17 protein-coding genes are annotated in these 17,574 nt (G+C 65.9%); 13 read left to right on the top strand and 4 right to left on the bottom strand.

Annotation, left to right across the window (positions count from 1 at the left end; translation table 11 throughout):
* Positions 1-126 precede the first annotated feature (126 nt).
* Positions 127-579, top strand: coding sequence for an SRPBCC family protein (locus tag AC1D2L_RS19810; RefSeq protein ID WP_476847615.1), 453 nt, complete (start codon positions 127-129; stop codon positions 577-579).
* A 12-nt stretch (positions 580-591) separates the two neighbouring features.
* On the opposite strand, the gene AC1D2L_RS19805 is transcribed toward AC1D2L_RS19810, so the two are convergent.
* Positions 592-1,947 (bottom strand): methyl-accepting chemotaxis protein, encoded by a 1,356-nt coding sequence (locus AC1D2L_RS19805; protein WP_476847614.1) that lies wholly within the window; start codon positions 1,945-1,947, stop codon positions 592-594.
* A 338-nt stretch (positions 1,948-2,285) separates the two neighbouring features.
* Here AC1D2L_RS19805 and AC1D2L_RS19800 point away from each other — a divergent pair, with 338 nt between their 5' ends.
* The 10 genes from AC1D2L_RS19800 to AC1D2L_RS19755 all read left to right on the top strand — a co-directional run bounded on the left by AC1D2L_RS19800 (position 2,286) and on the right by AC1D2L_RS19755 (position 12,603).
* Positions 2,286-2,798: a (2Fe-2S)-binding protein gene (locus AC1D2L_RS19800; RefSeq protein ID WP_476847613.1), complete on the top strand. Its 513-nt coding sequence runs from the start codon at positions 2,286-2,288 to the stop codon at positions 2,796-2,798.
* Between the two features lie 85 nt (positions 2,799-2,883).
* The gene (locus AC1D2L_RS19795; RefSeq protein ID WP_476847612.1) at positions 2,884-5,247 is read left to right on the top strand and encodes a xanthine dehydrogenase family protein molybdopterin-binding subunit; all 2,364 of its coding nucleotides are present in this window, start codon (positions 2,884-2,886) and stop codon (positions 5,245-5,247) included.
* Positions 5,248-5,377: 130 nt separating this feature from the next.
* Entirely contained in the window at positions 5,378-6,181 is an 804-nt protein-coding gene (locus AC1D2L_RS19790; RefSeq protein WP_476847611.1) for an FAD binding domain-containing protein, read from the top strand.
* Positions 6,182-6,273: 92 nt separating this feature from the next.
* Positions 6,274-7,203 (top strand): AAA family ATPase, encoded by a 930-nt coding sequence (locus tag AC1D2L_RS19785; RefSeq protein WP_476847610.1) that lies wholly within the window; start codon positions 6,274-6,276, stop codon positions 7,201-7,203.
* Positions 7,204-7,313: 110 nt separating this feature from the next.
* Entirely contained in the window at positions 7,314-7,691 is a 378-nt protein-coding gene (locus AC1D2L_RS19780; RefSeq protein WP_476847609.1) for a nuclear transport factor 2 family protein, read from the top strand.
* Between the two features lie 297 nt (positions 7,692-7,988).
* Positions 7,989-9,182, top strand: coding sequence for a vWA domain-containing protein (locus AC1D2L_RS19775; protein ID WP_476847608.1), 1,194 nt, complete (start codon positions 7,989-7,991; stop codon positions 9,180-9,182).
* Between the two features lie 160 nt (positions 9,183-9,342).
* Positions 9,343-9,666, top strand: a complete 324-nt coding sequence (locus AC1D2L_RS19770; protein ID WP_476847607.1) for an XdhC family protein — start codon at positions 9,343-9,345, stop codon at positions 9,664-9,666.
* Positions 9,666-10,295: a LysE family translocator gene (locus AC1D2L_RS19765; RefSeq protein ID WP_476847606.1), complete on the top strand. Its 630-nt coding sequence runs from the start codon at positions 9,666-9,668 to the stop codon at positions 10,293-10,295. The genes AC1D2L_RS19770 and AC1D2L_RS19765 overlap by 1 nt, the downstream gene beginning before the upstream one ends.
* A gap of 4 nt (positions 10,296-10,299) precedes the next feature.
* Positions 10,300-10,992 carry an XdhC family protein gene (locus tag AC1D2L_RS19760; RefSeq protein ID WP_476847605.1) on the top strand — a complete coding sequence of 231 codons (693 nt, stop codon included), beginning with the start codon at positions 10,300-10,302 and terminating at the stop codon, positions 10,990-10,992.
* A gap of 9 nt (positions 10,993-11,001) precedes the next feature.
* The gene (locus AC1D2L_RS19755; protein WP_476847604.1) at positions 11,002-12,603 is read left to right on the top strand and encodes an NTP transferase domain-containing protein; all 1,602 of its coding nucleotides are present in this window, start codon (positions 11,002-11,004) and stop codon (positions 12,601-12,603) included.
* A gap of 9 nt (positions 12,604-12,612) precedes the next feature.
* Here the strand turns inward: AC1D2L_RS19755 and bcsS are convergent, their stop codons facing one another.
* Entirely contained in the window at positions 12,613-13,359 is a 747-nt protein-coding gene (gene bcsS / locus AC1D2L_RS19750; protein ID WP_476847603.1) for a cellulose biosynthesis protein BcsS, read from the bottom strand.
* 159 nt (positions 13,360-13,518) lie between these two features.
* On the opposite strand from bcsS, the gene AC1D2L_RS19745 reads away from it, so the two are divergent.
* On the top strand, positions 13,519-13,788 hold the full coding sequence (locus AC1D2L_RS19745) for an usg protein (protein ID WP_476847602.1): 270 nt from the start codon (positions 13,519-13,521) through the stop codon (positions 13,786-13,788).
* Positions 13,789-13,903: 115 nt separating this feature from the next.
* Positions 13,904-14,500: an exopolysaccharide biosynthesis protein gene (locus AC1D2L_RS19740; protein ID WP_476847601.1), complete on the top strand. Its 597-nt coding sequence runs from the start codon at positions 13,904-13,906 to the stop codon at positions 14,498-14,500.
* Positions 14,501-14,509: 9 nt separating this feature from the next.
* On the opposite strand, the gene AC1D2L_RS19735 is transcribed toward AC1D2L_RS19740, so the two are convergent.
* Both AC1D2L_RS19735 and AC1D2L_RS19730 read right to left on the bottom strand, forming a co-directional pair.
* Positions 14,510-16,651 (bottom strand): putative bifunctional diguanylate cyclase/phosphodiesterase, encoded by a 2,142-nt coding sequence (locus AC1D2L_RS19735; RefSeq protein ID WP_476847600.1) that lies wholly within the window; start codon positions 16,649-16,651, stop codon positions 14,510-14,512.
* Positions 16,652-16,803: 152 nt separating this feature from the next.
* Positions 16,804-17,550, bottom strand: a complete 747-nt coding sequence (locus AC1D2L_RS19730) for a proteasome-type protease (protein WP_476847599.1) — start codon at positions 17,548-17,550, stop codon at positions 16,804-16,806.
* Positions 17,551-17,574 lie beyond the last annotated feature (24 nt).

The raw sequence follows: 17,574 nt of genomic DNA, 5'->3' as shown, positions 1-17,574 counted from the left end.
TGGCCTCTTGTGCGGCGGATGAGTTTGCGATCATGGATAGATTGCTGCACGTCTTGGATAGACCCGAGGCGAGCCCGGCCGCAACAGCGCTGCGCGGCATCGTGCCGAGATCTATGGAGTTGAACTATGGCGATGACGATGAATGGCGAGGTCACCTTGCCGGCCTCCAGGGACGTGGTCTGGGCCAAGCTGAACGATGCCGAGGTGCTGAAGGCCTGCATTCCCGGTTGCGACGCGCTCACCAAGGACGACGACACGCATATGTCCGCCGTGGTCAAGGTCAAGCTCGGGCCGGTGAAGGCCACGTTCCGGGGCAAGGTCGAGCTCGTCGATCTCGATCCGCCGAACGGCTATCGCATCCAGGGCGAGGGCGAGGGCGGGATCGCCGGCTTCGCCAAGGGCGGTGCCAAGGTGATGCTGAGCGATGCCGAAGGCGGCCAGACCCTGCTGCGCTACGAGGTCGAGGCGCAGGTCGGCGGCAAGCTGATGCAACTCGGCGCAAGGCTGATCGATTCGGTCTCCAAGAAGCTCGCCGACGAATTTTTCGCGAATTTCGCCAAGGCGTGCAGCGAAGCCTGAGCCTGACCTCTCTCAGGACGCCTGACGGAGCGAGGCCAGCGCCGCGCTGACGGTGGCTTCTGCTGCGCCGACCTGCCGGGCGATGCCGGCGGCGGCCGCATTGGCGCGCTCCAGAACCTGCGCCGTGCGCGCAAGGCTGTCATTGACGGCGTTGGCGCTGGCAATCGCCTCGTCCGAGCTCTGGGCGACATCGGAGGCATCGCGCGCGATGGCGCTGGTGACCTGGCTCTGTTGCGAGACCGCGTCCGAGATCGCCTCGGAATCGAGCCTGATTTCACCGATCGTCGCGCCGATCGAGGCGGCGTGCTCGCTGCAGAACTGGGCACTGGCGGCGAGCTGCGCGATCTGGCTGGCGATATCCTGGGTCGCGCTGGCGGTCTGGGTCGCCAGAGACTTCACCTCTGAGGCGACCACGGCGAAGCCGCGACCGGCTTCGCCGGCCCGAGCGGCCTCGATGGTCGCGTTCAGGGCCAGCAGATTGGTCTGCGCCGCGATGCTGGCGATCATGCCCACGACGGTGCCGATGCTGTCGGTGACCGTGCGCAGGCGTGCGATCGCCTGGTTCATCTGGTCGGCGTCGAGCACCGCGCGGTTTGCGATGGTCAGGCTCTGGCGCGCACGGTGGCCGATCTCCGAGATGTTGGCGGACATCTCCTCAGTCGCTGCAGCGGTCTGGATCGAGCGCTCGCGCACGTGGACCGAGGCACGGGCGAGTGATTCGACCTTGTCCTTGATGAAGTTCGTGGCGTTGCTGGTCTCGCCTGCAGTCGCCATGAACTGCTCGACTGCGCCGCTGATGGTGGCGTCGAGCCCGCTGAGGCGGTTCTTCAGCGTGAGCGCGGCCTCATCCAGTGCAGCCTCGCGCCGCTTGGCTTCGCCGGCCTCTGCGTCCTGCGCGATCGTGATCGCGGTATTGATGTCGTAGGTCAGGATGCGCTCGATGATGTAGAGGTCGCGCGCCAGCCGGCGCGGCGACAGCAGGGAAGCCCGGCGGCTTTCGAGCAGGATCTCCTTGAACAGCGTGATCGCGATCGAGACGCGGGGACGCGAACCGACCTGCGCGACGCGTTCGACATGGGAGAGCCGTTCGGTCGAAGTGCAATAGTCGGCGTCGAAGGCGCCATCGAAAATCAGCCTGAAATGCTCGGCCTCGAGCCCGTAGAGCTCGGCTGCGACGGGTTCGACCGCGATCCGGAGCTGTGGGTGGATCGAAAAGGCGCGTTCGAAATCCTCCGCGACGATGCGCTCGATCACCCGTTCGACGAGGGGGCCATAGATCTTCAGGCGCAGTCGCTGGCTGGGGCCATAGCCGATCGCCTTGAGGCGGCGCTGGATCTGTTCGTCAATCGACAGCACGAGATCACCCATGATCGCGGCCAGGTGCGACCTGGGCGGATCTGCAGCATGGCTACGGCTTGTTAAGAATCCGCCAACGCAGCCGCGACGATGCAATCCGCCCGGAGTGAGGCGGTTGGGAGCGACTTGGACGCGATACGGCGAAAACTCCGCTCAAACGGGATGAAACGCGGCTCTCCGGAAATGAGGCTGCCGCTTGACCTCGCAAAAACGCGGGTCCACATTCGATTTCGAGCTATTCCAATGAATGGCTGTTTCGCGTGACCGTGGGGCTGCGCGAAGCGGCCAACCAACGGCTACGAGATGTCTTAGCCGGGCGTCAGACCTGGGTTGCAGGGGAGGAAGTTACCATGGCCGCCGTCTCGATGACGGTGAACGGCAAAGCCGTCACCGCTACAGTCGATCCCCGCACCCTTCTGGTGCAGTTCCTTCGCGAAAACCTGCGCCTGACCGGCACGCATGTCGGCTGCGACACCAGCCAGTGCGGCGCCTGCGTCGTCCATGTCGATGGCAAGGCCATCAAGGCCTGCACCACGCTCGCCGTCTCGCTCGAGGGCGCCACCGTCACCACGATCGAGGGGCTTGCGACCAACGGCACGCTGCACCCGATGCAGGAAGCCTTCCGTGAGCATCACGGCCTTCAGTGCGGCTTCTGCACGCCGGGCATGATCATGTCCGCCGTCGATATCGTGAACCGGCGCGGCAACGTGCTCGACGAGCACACGATCCGCGAGGACCTCGACGGCAACATCTGCCGCTGCACCGGCTACCACAACATCGTGAAGGCGATCGCCGCCGGCGCCGAGGCGATGGGTGGTGCCGCGATGGATCGCAAGGATCCGCCTCGCCAGGCCGCCGAGTGACGCATTCAGCCCGCGCCATACCGCGCGGGCTTTTTCTCATGTCATGACGCGCCCGCCAGAGGCGCCGTGCGAGGAGGGGAACACGATGTCCGCTACCGGGATCGGTGCAAGTCCGCGCCGCAAGGAAGACCACCGCTTCATCACTGGGCAAGGCCGCTACACCGACGACATCAACCGCCCAGGCCAGGCTCATGCCTATTTCCTGCGCTCGCCGCATGCCCATGCCAATATCAAGTCGATCGACTACACGGCTGCGACCCAGATGCCCGGCGTTCTCGGCGTCTTCACGGGTGACGACCTCGCTGCCGACAAGATCGGCGGGTTGATCTGCGGCTGGATGATCCACAACAAGGATGGTTCGCCAATGCGCGCCGGTGCCCATCCGGCGCTGGCGCAGGGCAAGGTGCGCTATGTCGGCGACCATGTCTGCGTGATCGTGGCCGAGACGCTGGCTCAGGCGCGCGACGCCTCCGAAGCGATCGTGGTCGACTATGAGGTCCTGACAGCTGTCGTCGACACCGGCAGCGCCGCCAAGGCCAAGACCGTCGTACATGCCGAGGCGCCCGACAACACCGTGTTCAACTGGCATCTCGGCAACAAGGACGAGACCGAGAAGGCCTTCGCGGCCGCCAAGCACGTCACCAAGCTCGACATCGTCAACAACCGGCTGGTGCCCAACCCGATGGAGCCGCGGGCTGCCGTCGGCGACTACGACCAGGGCGAGGGAGCCTATACGCTCTACACGACCAGCCAGAACCCGCATGTCGCGCGCCTCGTGCTCTCGGCCTTCATCGGCATCGCGCCGGAGAACAAGCTGCGCGTGATTGCGCCCGACGTCGGCGGCGGCTTCGGCTCAAAGATCTTCATCTACGCCGAGGAGACGGTCTGCGTCTGGGTGGCCAAGAAGGTCGGCCGGCCGGTGAAGTGGAACTCGGATCGCACCGAGGCCTTCCTCTCCGACGCGCATGGCCGCGACCACGTCACCCATGCCGAACTCGCCACCGATGCCGATGGCAAGATCACCGGCCTGCGGGTGCACACGACAGCCAATCTCGGCGCCTATCTCTCGACGTTCTCGTCCTCGGTGCCGACGTATCTCTATGCGCCGCTGCTGTCAGGCTCCTACGACATCCCGGCGATCTATGCCGAGGTCGACGCCGTCTACACCAACACCGCACCGGTCGATGCCTATCGCGGCGCGGGACGCCCCGAGGCGACCTTCGTGGTCGAGCGGCTGATCGAGGTCGCGGCGCGCGAACTCGGCAAGGATCCGGCCAAATTCCGGATCCAGAACTACATCAAGAAGTTCCCGCACCAGACGCCCGTGATCATGATGTATGACACCGGCAATTACGGCGCCTCTCTGAAGAAGGCGCTGGAGATCATCGACTACAAGGGAATCGGCAAGCGCAAGCGCGACTCCGCCCGCAACGGCAAGCTGCGCGGCATCGGCTTCTCCTCCTATATCGAGGCCTGCGGCATTGCGCCGTCGGCAGCGGTGGGCTCGCTTGGCGCCGGCGTCGGCCTGTGGGAGTCGGCAGAGGTGCGGGTCAACCCGATCGGCACCGTCGAGGTCCTGACAGGCTCGCACAGCCACGGCCAGGGTCACGAGACGACGTTCGCTCAGCTCGTCAGCGACAAGCTCGGCATCCCGCTGGAGAACGTCTCGATCATCCATGGCGACACCGACAAGGTGCAGATGGGCATGGGCACCTACGGCTCGCGCTCGGGCGCGGTCGGCATGTCGGCGATCTTCAAGGCGGTCGAGAAGGTGATCGCCAAGGGCAAGAAGGTCGCGGCCTATGTGCTGGAGGCCGACGAGGCCGACATCGACTTCGTCGATGGCAATTTCAAGGTGAAGGGCACCGACAAGACGCTCGATTTCGGCTCCTGCGCCCTGCAGGCCTATGTCGCGCACAAGTTCAACGGGCAGGACCTCGAGCCCGGGCTGAAGGAGGGCGCGTTCTATGATCCGACCAACTTCACCTTCCCGGCCGGCGTCCACATCTGCGAGCTGGAGATCGACCCCGAGACCGGGATCACGAAGATCGAACGCTGGGCCGCGGTCGACGATTTCGGCAATGTCATCAACCCGATGATCGTCGAGGGGCAGGTCCATGGCGGCATCGCCCAGGGCGTCGGCCAGGCGCTGCTGGAAGGTGCGCGCTACAATGCCGACGGCCAGCTGCTGACCGCGAGCTTCATGGACTACACGATGCCGCGCGCCGACGACCTGCCGTCCTTCGACGTCGGCATGACGGTGACGGCATGTCCGTCCAACCCGCTCGGGATCAAGGGGTGCGGCGAGGCCGGGGCCATCGCCTCGCCGCCTGCCGTGATCAACGCCATCACCGACGCGCTCGGCCATGAGGATATCGCGATGCCCGCGACGCCGCAGGCCGTCTGGCGCGCGGCCCAGAAGGCCGTGAAGCGGATGGCAGCCGAGTAAGCATCAACACACACGTCATGGTCGGGCTTGATCCGACCATCTTTTTCCGGCGAGGCGGCATCAGCGCTTTCCGGACGAGATGCCCAGGGGGCCCTGAGCATGACGGTTCTGGAAACAAGCGGAGAACGACATGTACGCTTTCACCTATCACCGCCCCGCGACGGCCCGTCAGGCTGCCGGCCTCCTCGCCAAGAAGGAAGAGGCCAAGCTGCTTGCCGGCGGTCACACGCTGCTGCCGACCATGAAGCAGCGGCTTGCTTCGCCCAGCGCCCTGGTCGACCTCGCCGGCTGTGTCGAGCTCAAGGGCATCGAGCGCAAGGGCCGCAATATCGTGATCGGGGCGATGACGACCCATGCCGAGGTCGCCAATTCGGCCGAGGTGAAGGAGGCCATTCCGGCGCTCGCCTGGCTCGCCGGCAATATCGGCGACCCCCATGTGCGCCATCGCGGCACCATCGGCGGCTCGGTCGCCAACAATGACCCGGCCGCCGACTACCCGGCTGCCTGCCTGGCGCTGGGCGCTACCATCGTCACCAACAAGCGCAAGCTCACGGCCGATGACTTCTTCACCGGGCTCTACGAGACCGCGCTGGAGGAAGGCGAGATCATCACCAAAGTCAGCTTTCCCGTGGCGTCCAAGGCGGGCTATGCGAAGTTCCGGAACCCGGCCTCGCGCTATGCGCTGGTCGGTGTCTTCGTGGCCAAGCGCGGCAGCGATGTCCGCATCGCCGTGACGGGTGCAGGCGAGGGGGGCGTCTTCCGCTGGCCGGAGGGCGAGGCGGCGTTGGCGGCGCGGTTTGCACCGAAGTCGCTGCTCGGGCTCAAGCACACCGCCGAGGGCATCAACGGCGACATGCATGCCGATCCGGAATATCGCGCCCATCTGATCGGCGTGATGACCAAAGACGCAGTTGCGCGCGCAATCGGCAAATAGAAGGTCCCACGGTGGTCGGGCTTGACCCGAGCATCCCGGTCGAGACTAGCTGATCGCTCATTTTCCGAGAGATGCCCGGGTCGAGCCCGGGCATGACGCGAGTTGTCATGCCAACTGCCCTTCCAGCTTCCATCGACGCCACGCTGAGCCTGCTGCAATCGCAGGGCTATGTCGCCGACCGTTCGCTTGCGACGGTGCTGTTCCTGGCGCTGCGGATGAAGCGGCCGTTGCTGCTCGAAGGCGAGGCCGGCACGGGCAAGACCGAGATCGCCAAGGTCTTATCCGCGGCGCTCGGCCGAAAACTGATCCGGCTGCAATGCTATGAGGGGCTCGACCTCGCCTCCGCGGTCTATGAGTGGAACTATCCCGGCCAGATGATGGCGATCCGCCTGGCCGAGGCCGGCGGCGCCTCCGGCGACCGCGACCGGCTCGAGGCCGATATTTTTTCGCAGAAATACCTGGTGAAGCGTCCGCTGCTGCAGGCTCTGGAACCGCAGGATGGCGGGCCGCCGATCCTGCTGATCGACGAACTCGACCGCACCGACGAGGCGTTTGAAGCCTTCCTGCTCGAAGTGCTGGCGGATTCGCAGGTCACGATCCCCGAACTCGGTACCATCAAGGCCGCCGAGCCGCCGATCGTGATCCTGACCTCGAACCGCACCCGCGAGATCCATGACGCGCTGAAGCGGCGCTGCCTCTATCACTGGGTCGGCTATCCCGACGCCGCCCGCGAACTCGCCATCCTGAAGGCACGTGCGCCTCATGCGCCCGCAAAACTCTCCAAGCAGGTGGTCGCCTTCGTGCAGGCGATCCGCAAGGAAGAGCTCTTCAAGGCGCCCGGCGTCGCCGAGACGCTGGACTGGGCCAGTGCATTGGTCGAACTCGACGCGGTGGCGCTCGATCCCGCTCTGGTCTCCGACACGCTGGGTGCGCTGTTGAAGTATCAGGACGACATCCAGGCGATGCAGGGATCGAAGGTGCGGGAGCTGCTCGACCAGGTGAAGTCCGAGGCGCGCGCCTGACGAGCCGTCATGGGCGACGCTTGTGTCGTCCATCCGCGTCTCACTGGTATCGGCGTCGTAAGCCGCCGATCGCCGGGACAAGCCAGAGAACGACGGGGAGGAACCACACCATGAACACCGACATCAAGGCAATCGAGGCCGCGACTCGGATGTATCTCGACGGTCTCTATGAGGGCGACGCCGGCAAGCTGGAGCACGTGTTCCATACCACCAGCGCGCTGACGCACGCGCAGGAGGACGGCATGATCAAGATCGTGCCCCGGGCCGAATGGCTCGACGCCGTGCGCAATCGCCCGTCGCCCAAAGCTGCCGGGCTGGCGCGCGAGGACCATATCCTGACGATCGATCTGGTCGGGCCGACGCTGGCGCTGGTGAAGGTGAAGTGCCAGATGCCGCCGCGCTATTTCACCGACCTGCTGTCGTTCCTCAAGGTCGATAGCAAATGGCAGATCGTGCAGAAGGTCTTCATGACAGAGACGGCGGCGTGAGCCTGTCAGCCCTCATCCTGAGAGTCTGGCAGGTGATGCAGCGAGCAATGTCAGCCGGCGTTACCATGGGTTCCAACCGCGAGGTCATCCCGGGCGACCGCAGGGAGACCCGGGATCCATTCCGGAACCTGACAGGCAAGCGCTCCGGAATGGATCCCGGATCTCCGCTGCGCTGCGTCCGGGATGACCGCGCGCCTTTTGGTCGGGACCATGCCTTGGTGATGGGGCGATGATCGTCCGCGACGCATCGAGATGTGAGCATAGCTTGCTCCTCGGGCTGAGGACTCGCTCTGCCAAATGACCGGAAAACTCCCCGAAAACATCGCCTATTTCGCCCGTGCGCTGAGGATCGCCGGCCTGCCCGTCGGTCCCGGCGCGGTCGTCGAGGCCGTCGATGCGCTGGCGCAGGGTGCGCTCGGCGGGCGCGACGACATCTACTGGACGCTGCACGCGATCTTCGTGAAGAAGCATGAGGACAGCCTCGTCTACGATCAAGCCTTTCGCCTGTTCTGGCGCCGGCGCGGGCTCATCGAGAAGCTGATGGCGCAGATGTCGCCGGTCTCGCCCGGCGCCGACAGCCAGCCGCAAAAGGAGGAAGCCGGCGCATTGCGCGTGGCCGAAGCCTTCACCCCGCCGAAGGACGAGGCGCTCAGCGAGTTGACCGAGCTTTCGGCGGCGATGAGCCTGTCGGATCGCGAGACGCTGAAATCGCGCGATTTCGCTCAGATGAGCGCCGTCGAGATCGCGCGCGCCAAGCGGCTGATCTCGAGCCTGCGGCTACCTGACGACACAGTGCCGATGCGGCGATTCCAGGCTTCACATCACGGCCACCGCATCGATCCGCGCCGGACCTTTCGCCAGTCTCTGCGGGGCGGGGGTGGGTCGATCGATCTCGCCTTTCGCGAGCGCGCGCAGGTGCACCCGCCGGTGGTGGCGCTGGTCGATATCTCGGGCTCGATGGCGGAATACTCGCGCATCTTCCTGCACTTCCTGCACGCGATCACCGAGAACCGCCGACGCGTGCATTCCTTCGTCTTCGGCACGCGCCTGACCAACATCACGCGCTCCTTGCGCGCCCGCGATCCCGACGAGGCGCTGGCCTTGGCGGGGAGGGCTGCTCCCGATTGGGAGGGCGGCACGCGCATCTCGACGGCGCTGCATACGTTCAACCGGATCTGGTCGCGCCGCGTGCTGGCGGGCGGGGCGGTCGTGCTGCTGTTCACCGACGGGCTCGAACGCCATCTCGACGGCGAACTGGCGTTCGAGATGGACCGTCTGCGCCGCTCGTCGCGAAAACTGGTCTGGCTCAACCCGCTTTTGCGCTTCGACGCCTTCGAGGCGCGCGCCAGCGGCATCCGGGCGATGCTGCCCCATGTCGACTCCTTCCGGCCGATACACAACCTTGCGGCAATGTCGGAACTCTGCGCTGCCTTGTCGCCGGATGCAGACCGGAAGAGCGATCCGCGCCAGTGGTTGAAGAAGGCCGGTTGAGGCATGATGTTGATCACGTATACGACGTCGTCATTGCGAGCGCAGCGAAGCAATCCAGCGGGGTGTAGCGCTGTCCCCCTGCATTGCTTCGTCGCTGCGCTCCTCGCAATGACGGGACAGATGTCGTCTACGCCGCGTGAGTGAGCTTCGAGGTCGCACCATGATCAGCACCGACACAGACATCCTCGCCACTGCCGAGGCTTGGGCCAAGGCCGGCCGCGGCGTCGCGCTCGCCACCGTGATCGAGACCTGGGGCTCGGCCCCGCGCCCGACGGGTTCGCACCTCGTCATCGACGATCTCGGCAATTTCCAGGGCTCGGTCTCCGGCGGTTGCGTCGAGGGGGCTGTGGTCGAGGAAGCGGTCGACGTGATCGGCGACGGCCGGGCGCGCACGCTCGAATTCGGCGTCGCCGACGAGACCGCGTGGAAGGTCGGGCTGTCCTGCGGCGGTCGCATCCGCGTCTATGTCGAAAAGGTGAACTGATGGCCTCCTGGGAGACCCTCCTGGCGTTCGCGACGCTGACGCTGCTCGTGGCCTATTTTCCGGGGCCGGCGCTGCTCTACACGGCGGCGCAGACGATCTCGCATGGTCGCCGCGCCGGCTTCATGGCGATGCTCGGCATTCATCTCGGCTGCTACCTGCATGTCTTCGCGGCGGCCTTCGGGCTTTCGGCCGTGTTCAAGCATGTGCCCGAGCTCTACATGGTGGTGAAGCTCGCCGGCGCGCTCTACCTCGTCTGGCTGGGCATTGGCATGATCCGCACGAAGCTGGCGGCGGGCGACGTGGCGGCTGCGCCGGCCAAGACTGTCAAGCGGGCGCTGCTCGATTCCTTCATCGTGGAGGTGCTGAACCCGAAGGTTGCGTTGTTCTTCATCGCGCTGCTGCCGCAGTTCGTCGATCCCGCCGGCTCGCTGCCTGTCTGGGCGCAGCTGCTTATACTCGGCGTGATCGTCAATTTCGCCTTCTCCTCAGCCGATTTCTTCACGGTGCTTGGGGCGTCGGCCGTGGTGCAGACCATGAAGAAGACCAAGGCTGGCTTCGCCTTCGGGCGTTGGCTCGGCGGTTCGATGATGATCGGGCTCGGCGTCAAGCTCGCGACGGACAAGGGTTGAGACGGTGAAGCTCGAAACCCTCGCTGCCCTCAATACCGAGCGTGCCGCGCGACGCGCGACCGTGCTGGTGACCGCCATCGCCAGCGGCGAGCAGCGGCTGGTCAAGGCTGCCGACATCGTCGCCGACCCGCTGGGCGAGGTGCTCGACAAGCAGCTGCGCATGGCCAAGAGCGCCATGGTGGAGGTCGGGGGAGCCCAGTATTTCCTTACCGTTCAGGCGCCGCCTCCACGTATCGTCGTGACCGGCGCGGTTCATATCTCGCAGGCGCTGGCGCCGATGGCGAAGCAACTCGACCTCGATGTCGTGATCATCGACCCTCGTTCGGCGTTTGCGACTCCAGAACGCTTTCCCGACGTGAACCTGCTCGCGCAGTGGCCCGACGAGGCGCTGGCGGACGTGCCGCTCGATGCCTACACCGCCTTCGTGGCGCTGACGCATGATCCCAAGATCGACGATCCCGGACTGGAGGCGGCGCTGCGCTCGGACTGCTTCTATATCGGTGCGCTCGGCAGTCGGAAGACGCATGGCCGCCGTATCGAGCGCCTCTCGGACGCCGGCTTCGATGCAGCAATGACCGCGCGCATCCATGCACCGATCGGGCTCGATATCGGGGCGGTGTCTCCGGCCGAGATCGCGCTCTCGATCCTGGCAGAGATCGTCAGCACCTTGCGCGGACCGCGCCGCGCTGCGGCCTGAGTTGACCCCATGAAATTTGGTCCCGTCGCCATCTCCGAGGCCGCCGGCTGCATCGCGGCCCATAGCGTGCGCGCCGGCGACATCATCATCCGCAAGGGCGCGACCATCACGCCGGAGGATGCGACAAGGCTGGCGGGGGCCGGGGTGACCGAACTCGTGGCGGTGCGGCTCGAGACCGGCGACATCGGCGAGAACGCCGCCGCGACGCGTCTTGCCGAGGCGATGGCCGGCGCGGGCGTCGTGATCGAGGCGCCCTTCACGGGGCGGGTCAATCTCTTCGCTGAGGCTGCCGGCGTCCTCACGCTCGATACCGCGGCGCTCGACGTCATGAACCGGGTCGACGAGGCCATCACCATCGCCACACTGCCGGCTATGAAGGCCGTGGTCGCCGGCGAGATGATCGCGACCGTGAAGATCATCCCCTACGGTCTGCCGCAGGCGCTGGTCGACGAGGCGCTGGCGGCGCTGGGCGGCGTCCGGCCGGTCGCAGTCGCAGCCTATCGGCCGGCGCGTATCGGTGTCATCTCGACGTTGCTACCGGGCTTGAAGCCCTCGGTCGTCGACAAGACCCTGCGCGTGATGGAAGAGCGCTTGGCGCCGTCCGGTGCAACGCTGTCCGAGGAGGTCCGGGTTACGCACGACGCCGGCCCGCTCAGCACGGCAATCGCCGCGATCGCGGCAAGCCCAGTGGAGATCATCGTCGTCTTCGGCGCATCGGCGATCACCGACCGACGTGACGTCATTCCGCAGGCGCTGCTCGCGGCAGGCGGGCGCATCGAGCACCTCGGCATGCCCGTCGATCCCGGCAACCTGCTGTTGATCGGCGAGCTTGCCGGCAAGCCGGTAATCGGAGCGCCGGGCTGTGCGCGCTCGCCTAAGGAGAACGGATTCGACTGGGTCCTGCAACGCCAGTTGGCGGGCATTCCGGTCAGGCGCGCCGATATCCAGGCCATGGGTGTCGGCGGCTTGCTGATGGAGATCATCTCTCGTCCGCAGCCGCGTGCGCCGGGCCACGCCAAGGCAGCTCCTGTGGCCGGGCTTGTGCTGGCGGCCGGGCGCTCGACCCGCATGGGTGAGGCCAACAAGCTGCTGCAGATCGTTCGCGGCAAGCCGATGGTGCGTCACGCCGTCGAGGCGCAGCTTGCCTCCTGCGCGGCTCCGGTGGTCGTGGTGACAGGGCACCAGCAGGGCGAGGTCGCGGCGGCGCTGAGCGGGCTCGATGTCCGGATCGTGCATAATCCCGCCTTCGCCCTGGGGCTTGCCGGTTCGGTGAAGACGGGGCTCGCGGCGTTGCCGCCGGAGACACCGGGCGTAGTGGTTTCGCTGGGCGACATGCCCAATGTCACCCCCGGGGTCATCGACAGGCTGGCCCAGGTTTTCGCCGAGCGCGGCGAGGCGCTGGCGGTGGTTCCGACCCTGTTCGGGCAGCGCGGCAACCCGGTGCTGCTGGCGCGCGCGGCCTTCCCGGCTGTCGCGACGCTCACAGGCGATCAGGGTGCGAGGCGGCTGCTCGACGATGCCGGCGACGCCGTGATCGAGGTGCCCTTCGACGATCCCGCGATCGCGCTCGACATCGATACGCCGGAAGCGCTGAAGGCGCTGGTCGGCTGAGATGACCAGTCAGCGGCGCCAGTACAGCCCGACGGTCGCGTAGGCGTCCGAGGGCCGGTCGCTGGTGCGCTGCCACCCTCCGGCGAGCCGCCAGGTCAGCCCGAGCAGGTGCAAGCCGGAGAGGTGCAGCCCGAGGCGCAGCTTGCCATAGCTGCGCTCGCTGTAGCCCTCGAGTTCCGGGCCCATGAAAAGCGGCTGCGCCTGGAATCCCTGCGGCACGAGCCAACCCGGCGCGATCCGGCCCCAGAGGCGCCGGTCCAGCGTCGAGGCATAGGCGCTGGCCTGCAGCATCATGCCTGGCATCGGCGTGGACCACAGGTCGGCCTGTATACGCTGGCCGAAGCGGGTGGTTGTCACCACCCCGCAGGCGCATGGGCGCTGCTCGCTCTGATAGTCGGTGCCGGCATAGAGGGCTATAAAGGTGTCGCCGAGGCGCCACTCGTAGCCGATCAGCGTCTGCGCTTCGGTCTTGTAGGCAGTGCCATGCGGAGGGTTGCGGTTGGCCTGCTCGCGCGAGGCTCCGAGGTTGATGAGCGCGCGAAAGCCGCTGGTGTCGAGCCCAGCCGTGCCGAAGGCCCGCTTCATGCCGACCGATGCGAAGGTCTTCGCGGGGCCTGCTTCGAGCGAGCCGAACAGCACCATTGCGATAGACTTGCGCTCCGGCTTGTCTTCCTCGGCCCAGGCCGGCTGCGACAACAGAAGGCTGGCGAAGCCAGCGAGACGGGTCAACCCTTGTGCCACGCCACGAAACGCCACGAACGCTCCCGCGCTCTCGTCGCCGGTCAACGACCCGCGAACCCCCGGTTCTGATTGCAGCAGCTTGGCAGGAGGCTTGCAAGCCTTTGTTAACCAACGCGGAGCAGCCTAAGGTACTCGTTTCAGCTTTCATCGCGTCATGACGTAGGGGAGGTGGCAATGATTTCGGAGGAATTCACCCGTCAACTTGCGGGATATGGCCTGACGACGGCGACGATCCTGTACCGCATGCCCGACCATCCGAAATTGCTGCAGACCTATATCTGGCAGCAATATGATCTGGCGCCGCGCTTCCCGGTCCTTCATGATTTTCTCGCCTTCTGGCGGCGCGAACTGGAGGGGCCGCTGCATTCGATCACGGTCGCGCATTCGCGCCTGATCCGGCCGGCCGAGATCACCAATGTCAACGGTGTGCTGACGCTGCACTGAAGCTGGCCCGCGGGACGCTGTCATCGGTCGCGCCGGCGGGTTGCGTCTGGGGCGCTTGTTGGGGCCTATCGCCCCATGCTAGGCCGCAATCCCGTCCCGGCGCTGGCCTATCCGCTTGTCATCTCCTCTTCGCACCTCCGGACTTCTGACGGCGCTGGTCGAATTGCCCGGAGAGCGCGTCAGCGTCGGTGCGATCATGACGGCGCTGGAAGACCGGGCCTATGCGCTGCTCGTCGTTCTTCTCGGCCTGCCCAATTGCCTGCCGATGCCGCCACCGATCCCGCTGGTCTGCGGCTTCGTGCTCGGCTTCGTCGGATTGCAGATGCTGGCCGGCCGAGCGGTTCCCTGGCTGCCCCGCGCCCTGTTGAGCAAGAGTATCGGCAAACCCGAACTGAGCCGCGCCGTCTCGCGCGCGCTGCCTGTACTGATCCGCCTGGAGCGGGTGTCCCGCCCGCGGCTGACGGGGCTCGGGGGCGCCTGGGCGATACCGCTTCTGGGCGTCCTGATCCTGGCGCTGGCGCTCGGCCTCGTCGTCGCTGCGCCGTTCATCGGGCAGATCCCGCTTGGCATCGCCGTCTGTCTGGTAGGGTTAGGGCTGGTCGAGCGAGACGGCCTGTTCATCATCGCCGGCGCTGTCGTCGGGGCAGGTGGGCTGATCCTGAGCGCTGGGTTCGCCTACGCGATCTTCAGCGGTCTCTCGGAATTGTTCTGACGCAGCGGTTCAGGCCGCGGCAAGGATCGCGGCGAAGGGCGCGTCGAGCTGCAGCAGCCGATCGAGTTCGTCGGCGGGGACTGCCTTCGAGAACAGGAAGCCCTGCAATTCGTGGCAGCCGATCGCCTGCAGGAAGCGATGCTGCTCTGCCGTCTCGACGCCTTCGGCGCAGACACGCAGGCCCAGAGCGCGGCCGAGATGGGCGATCGAATGGACCAGGATCGCGGACTCGCCCGTGGTCTCCATGTATTCGAGAAACGACCTGTCGATCTTGATCTTGTCGAAGGCGAATCGTCGCAGATAGATCAGGCTGGAATAGCCCGTTCCGAAATCGTCGAGCGCCAGCCCGATGCCATGGCCGCGAAGGTCCATCATCGCCGCTTCGGCCGCGTCCGCGTCCTCGACGACGACGCCCTCGGTGAGCTCGAGTTCGAGTTGCGAGGGGTCGTAACCGGTTTCCTCGAGGATGCGCAGGACATTGGCCACGAAGTCGGTGTGCCGGAACTGGATCGGCGAGACATTGACCGAGAGGCGGATGCCCTCCCAGCGCTTGGCCTCGGTGCAGGCACGCCGCAGAACCCATTCGCTGAGCGGCACGATCAATCCGCGCTCCTCGGCGATGCCGATGAACTCGGAGGGTGGCACCATACCGTGGACGGGGTGCGGCCAGCGCACGAGCGCCTCGACACCGATGATGGTCGAGCCGTCGATGGAGACCTGGGGCTGGTAGTGCAGCTGAAGCTGGTCGTTGAGGATCGCGTTGCGCAGGTCCTCCTCCACCATGCGCTTGAGCTGTAGGGACCGGTTCATGTGCGCCTCGAAGAACGAGTAGCGATTGCGACCCTCGTTCTTCGATTGGTACAGCGCGGTATCGGCGAGCTTCATCAGGCTCACGCGATCCATGCCGTCGGTGGGCGCAAGCGCGATGCCGATCGAGCAGCCGACGGTCGTTTCGACGCCGAAGATGCTGAACGGCTTGCTCAGCGCCTGCAGGATGCGTTCGCACAGCCGGACGCAGCCCGTGGGATCGCTGATATGGGTCTGGATGATGCCGAATTCGTCGCCGCCGAGCCGCGCAACGGTGTCGCCGAGGCGCATCATGCCCGAAAGGCGCTCGGCAACCTGGCGGATCAGTTCGTCGCCGGCTGTGTGGCCGTAGGTGTCGTTGACCGCCTTGAAGCGATCGAGGTCGAGCATCAGGACGGCCAACGCGGCGCCCGTGCGGTCGAGCTGGGCCAGTTCCTGGTCGAGGCGCAGGTCGAAGGTCCGACGGTTGGGCAGGAGCGAGAGTTCGTCCTGCCCTGCGAGGCGCTGGATCTGGCGCTCTCTCGTGGCAATCTCCTGGGCGGCGATGCGCAGGCGGTAGACCACCAGGGCAAAGATTGCGGCGAAGAGCAGGCCGACGGCGGCGAGACCCCAGATGAACTGGTGAAGCACCGCGTCGCCCGGTCGATCGGGCGTCCAGCTCAGCCAGGCCATGACGGAGCCGTCGGGCGCACGGACCTCGCGGCGGGAATTGACGTCGCTCGGCGCCTTGCTGGTCAGGTGCATTTCGGAGACACGGTAGCGATTGGCCACGTCCGCGAGCATCGAGCTGGTGAGGCGCCGGTACCCGACGAGCTTCAGAGGACCCAGGACACGGGCGACGACGGGTGCTGCCGAGGCGTCGAGATCGACCACGAGCATGGCGATCGCCTCATGGCCATCGTGGACAAGCATGCTGGTCGCGGCGGCCGTACCGGTGGCTGGGGCGGGCGCATCGGATGCGCCGGGAAGCCTGCTGTTGAAGTGCTTAAGTCCCTCATAGCCGGTCTGGCCAGCTGTGGCCCCGGACTCGACCCCGGCAAGGACGCGACCGGCGCTGGTCACGATGTAGGCGCCGTCGAATTCGAGGAACCTGCTGGCCAGCCGCGTGAATGCGGACTGGAGGGCTTCAACGGGGTTGGGCGCGGTGAGTGCGAGCTGCAACTCGCCGGTCCCGTTCATGTTGTCGAGCCGCAGACGTCGCAACCTGGTCTGGCTGTCGATCGCCGCTTCTATCCGGTCGCGCTGGCGGATGGCCTCGATCAGATTCGCTTCGTTGGTGATCGAGAGCACGACGGCCGCGGCCGCCGCAAGGACCAGCAGAAAGGCGCAGCCAAGCGTCGTCACGGTGCTCCTCAGCATCCGCGCCGATGAGTCAGCGTTGGTTAACTTCGCCAAAGCAGGCGCGCGCATTAATGGTCCCAAAGGCATCACGAGCTACAGGATGCGCGGCGAACCTTGACATCCCGTTGCCAAATCCTGCGACACCTGCGGAAATCTCAGATGCCCGGTTCGTAGGGTGGACGCGGAATCGCGGTATGCGCGGCCCGTAGCGCGGCCGACCAGCGCTCCCTCAGGTCGTGGAAATACGGCTCGCCCGCGTCGATCCGGCGGTTGAGCTCGGGCGCGTCGGCGTCGCGGCGCATCACGATGAGGTCGATCGGCAGGCCGACGCCGAGATTCGAGCGCATCGTCGAATCCATCGAGATCAGGCCGACCTTGAGTGCGTCGTAGAGATGCGTGTTGTAGGTCACGGCGCGGTCAAGGATGGGCTTGCCGTATTTGTGCTCGCCGATCTGGAGGAAGGGCGCGTCCATGCCGCATTCGATGAAGTTCCCGGCGCCATAAATCATGAACAGGCGCATCGGCTGGCCCTTGATCTGCCCGCCGAACAGGATCGAGATGTCGAACTTGACGCCGGCCTCCTTCAGCGCCGTGCCATCGAGATCGCGTACGGTCCGAATAGCGCGCCCGACGAGTTGGGCCGCGCGAAACATCGACGGCGCATTGAGCAGCGTGTCCATCGCGCCGGTTTCAGCGTTGGGAAGCCCCTCATGGAGCATACTGATGACCGACTGGGTGACGGACAGGTTGCCGGCCGTCATCAACCCGAAGGTCCGGTCTCCGGGCCAGGAAAAGACGTGGAGCTTGCGAAAGGTGGAGACGTCATCGAGCCCCGCATTGGTGCGGGTGTCGGCGATCATAACGAGACCATCCTGCACAAGGATTCCGGCGCAATAGGTCAATGGGTCAGTCCTTGCATCGTCGGG

It is taken from the genome of Allobosea sp. P1_B10 (assembly GCF_056406735.1).
This window is presented reverse-complemented; position numbering and strand designations above follow the sequence as displayed.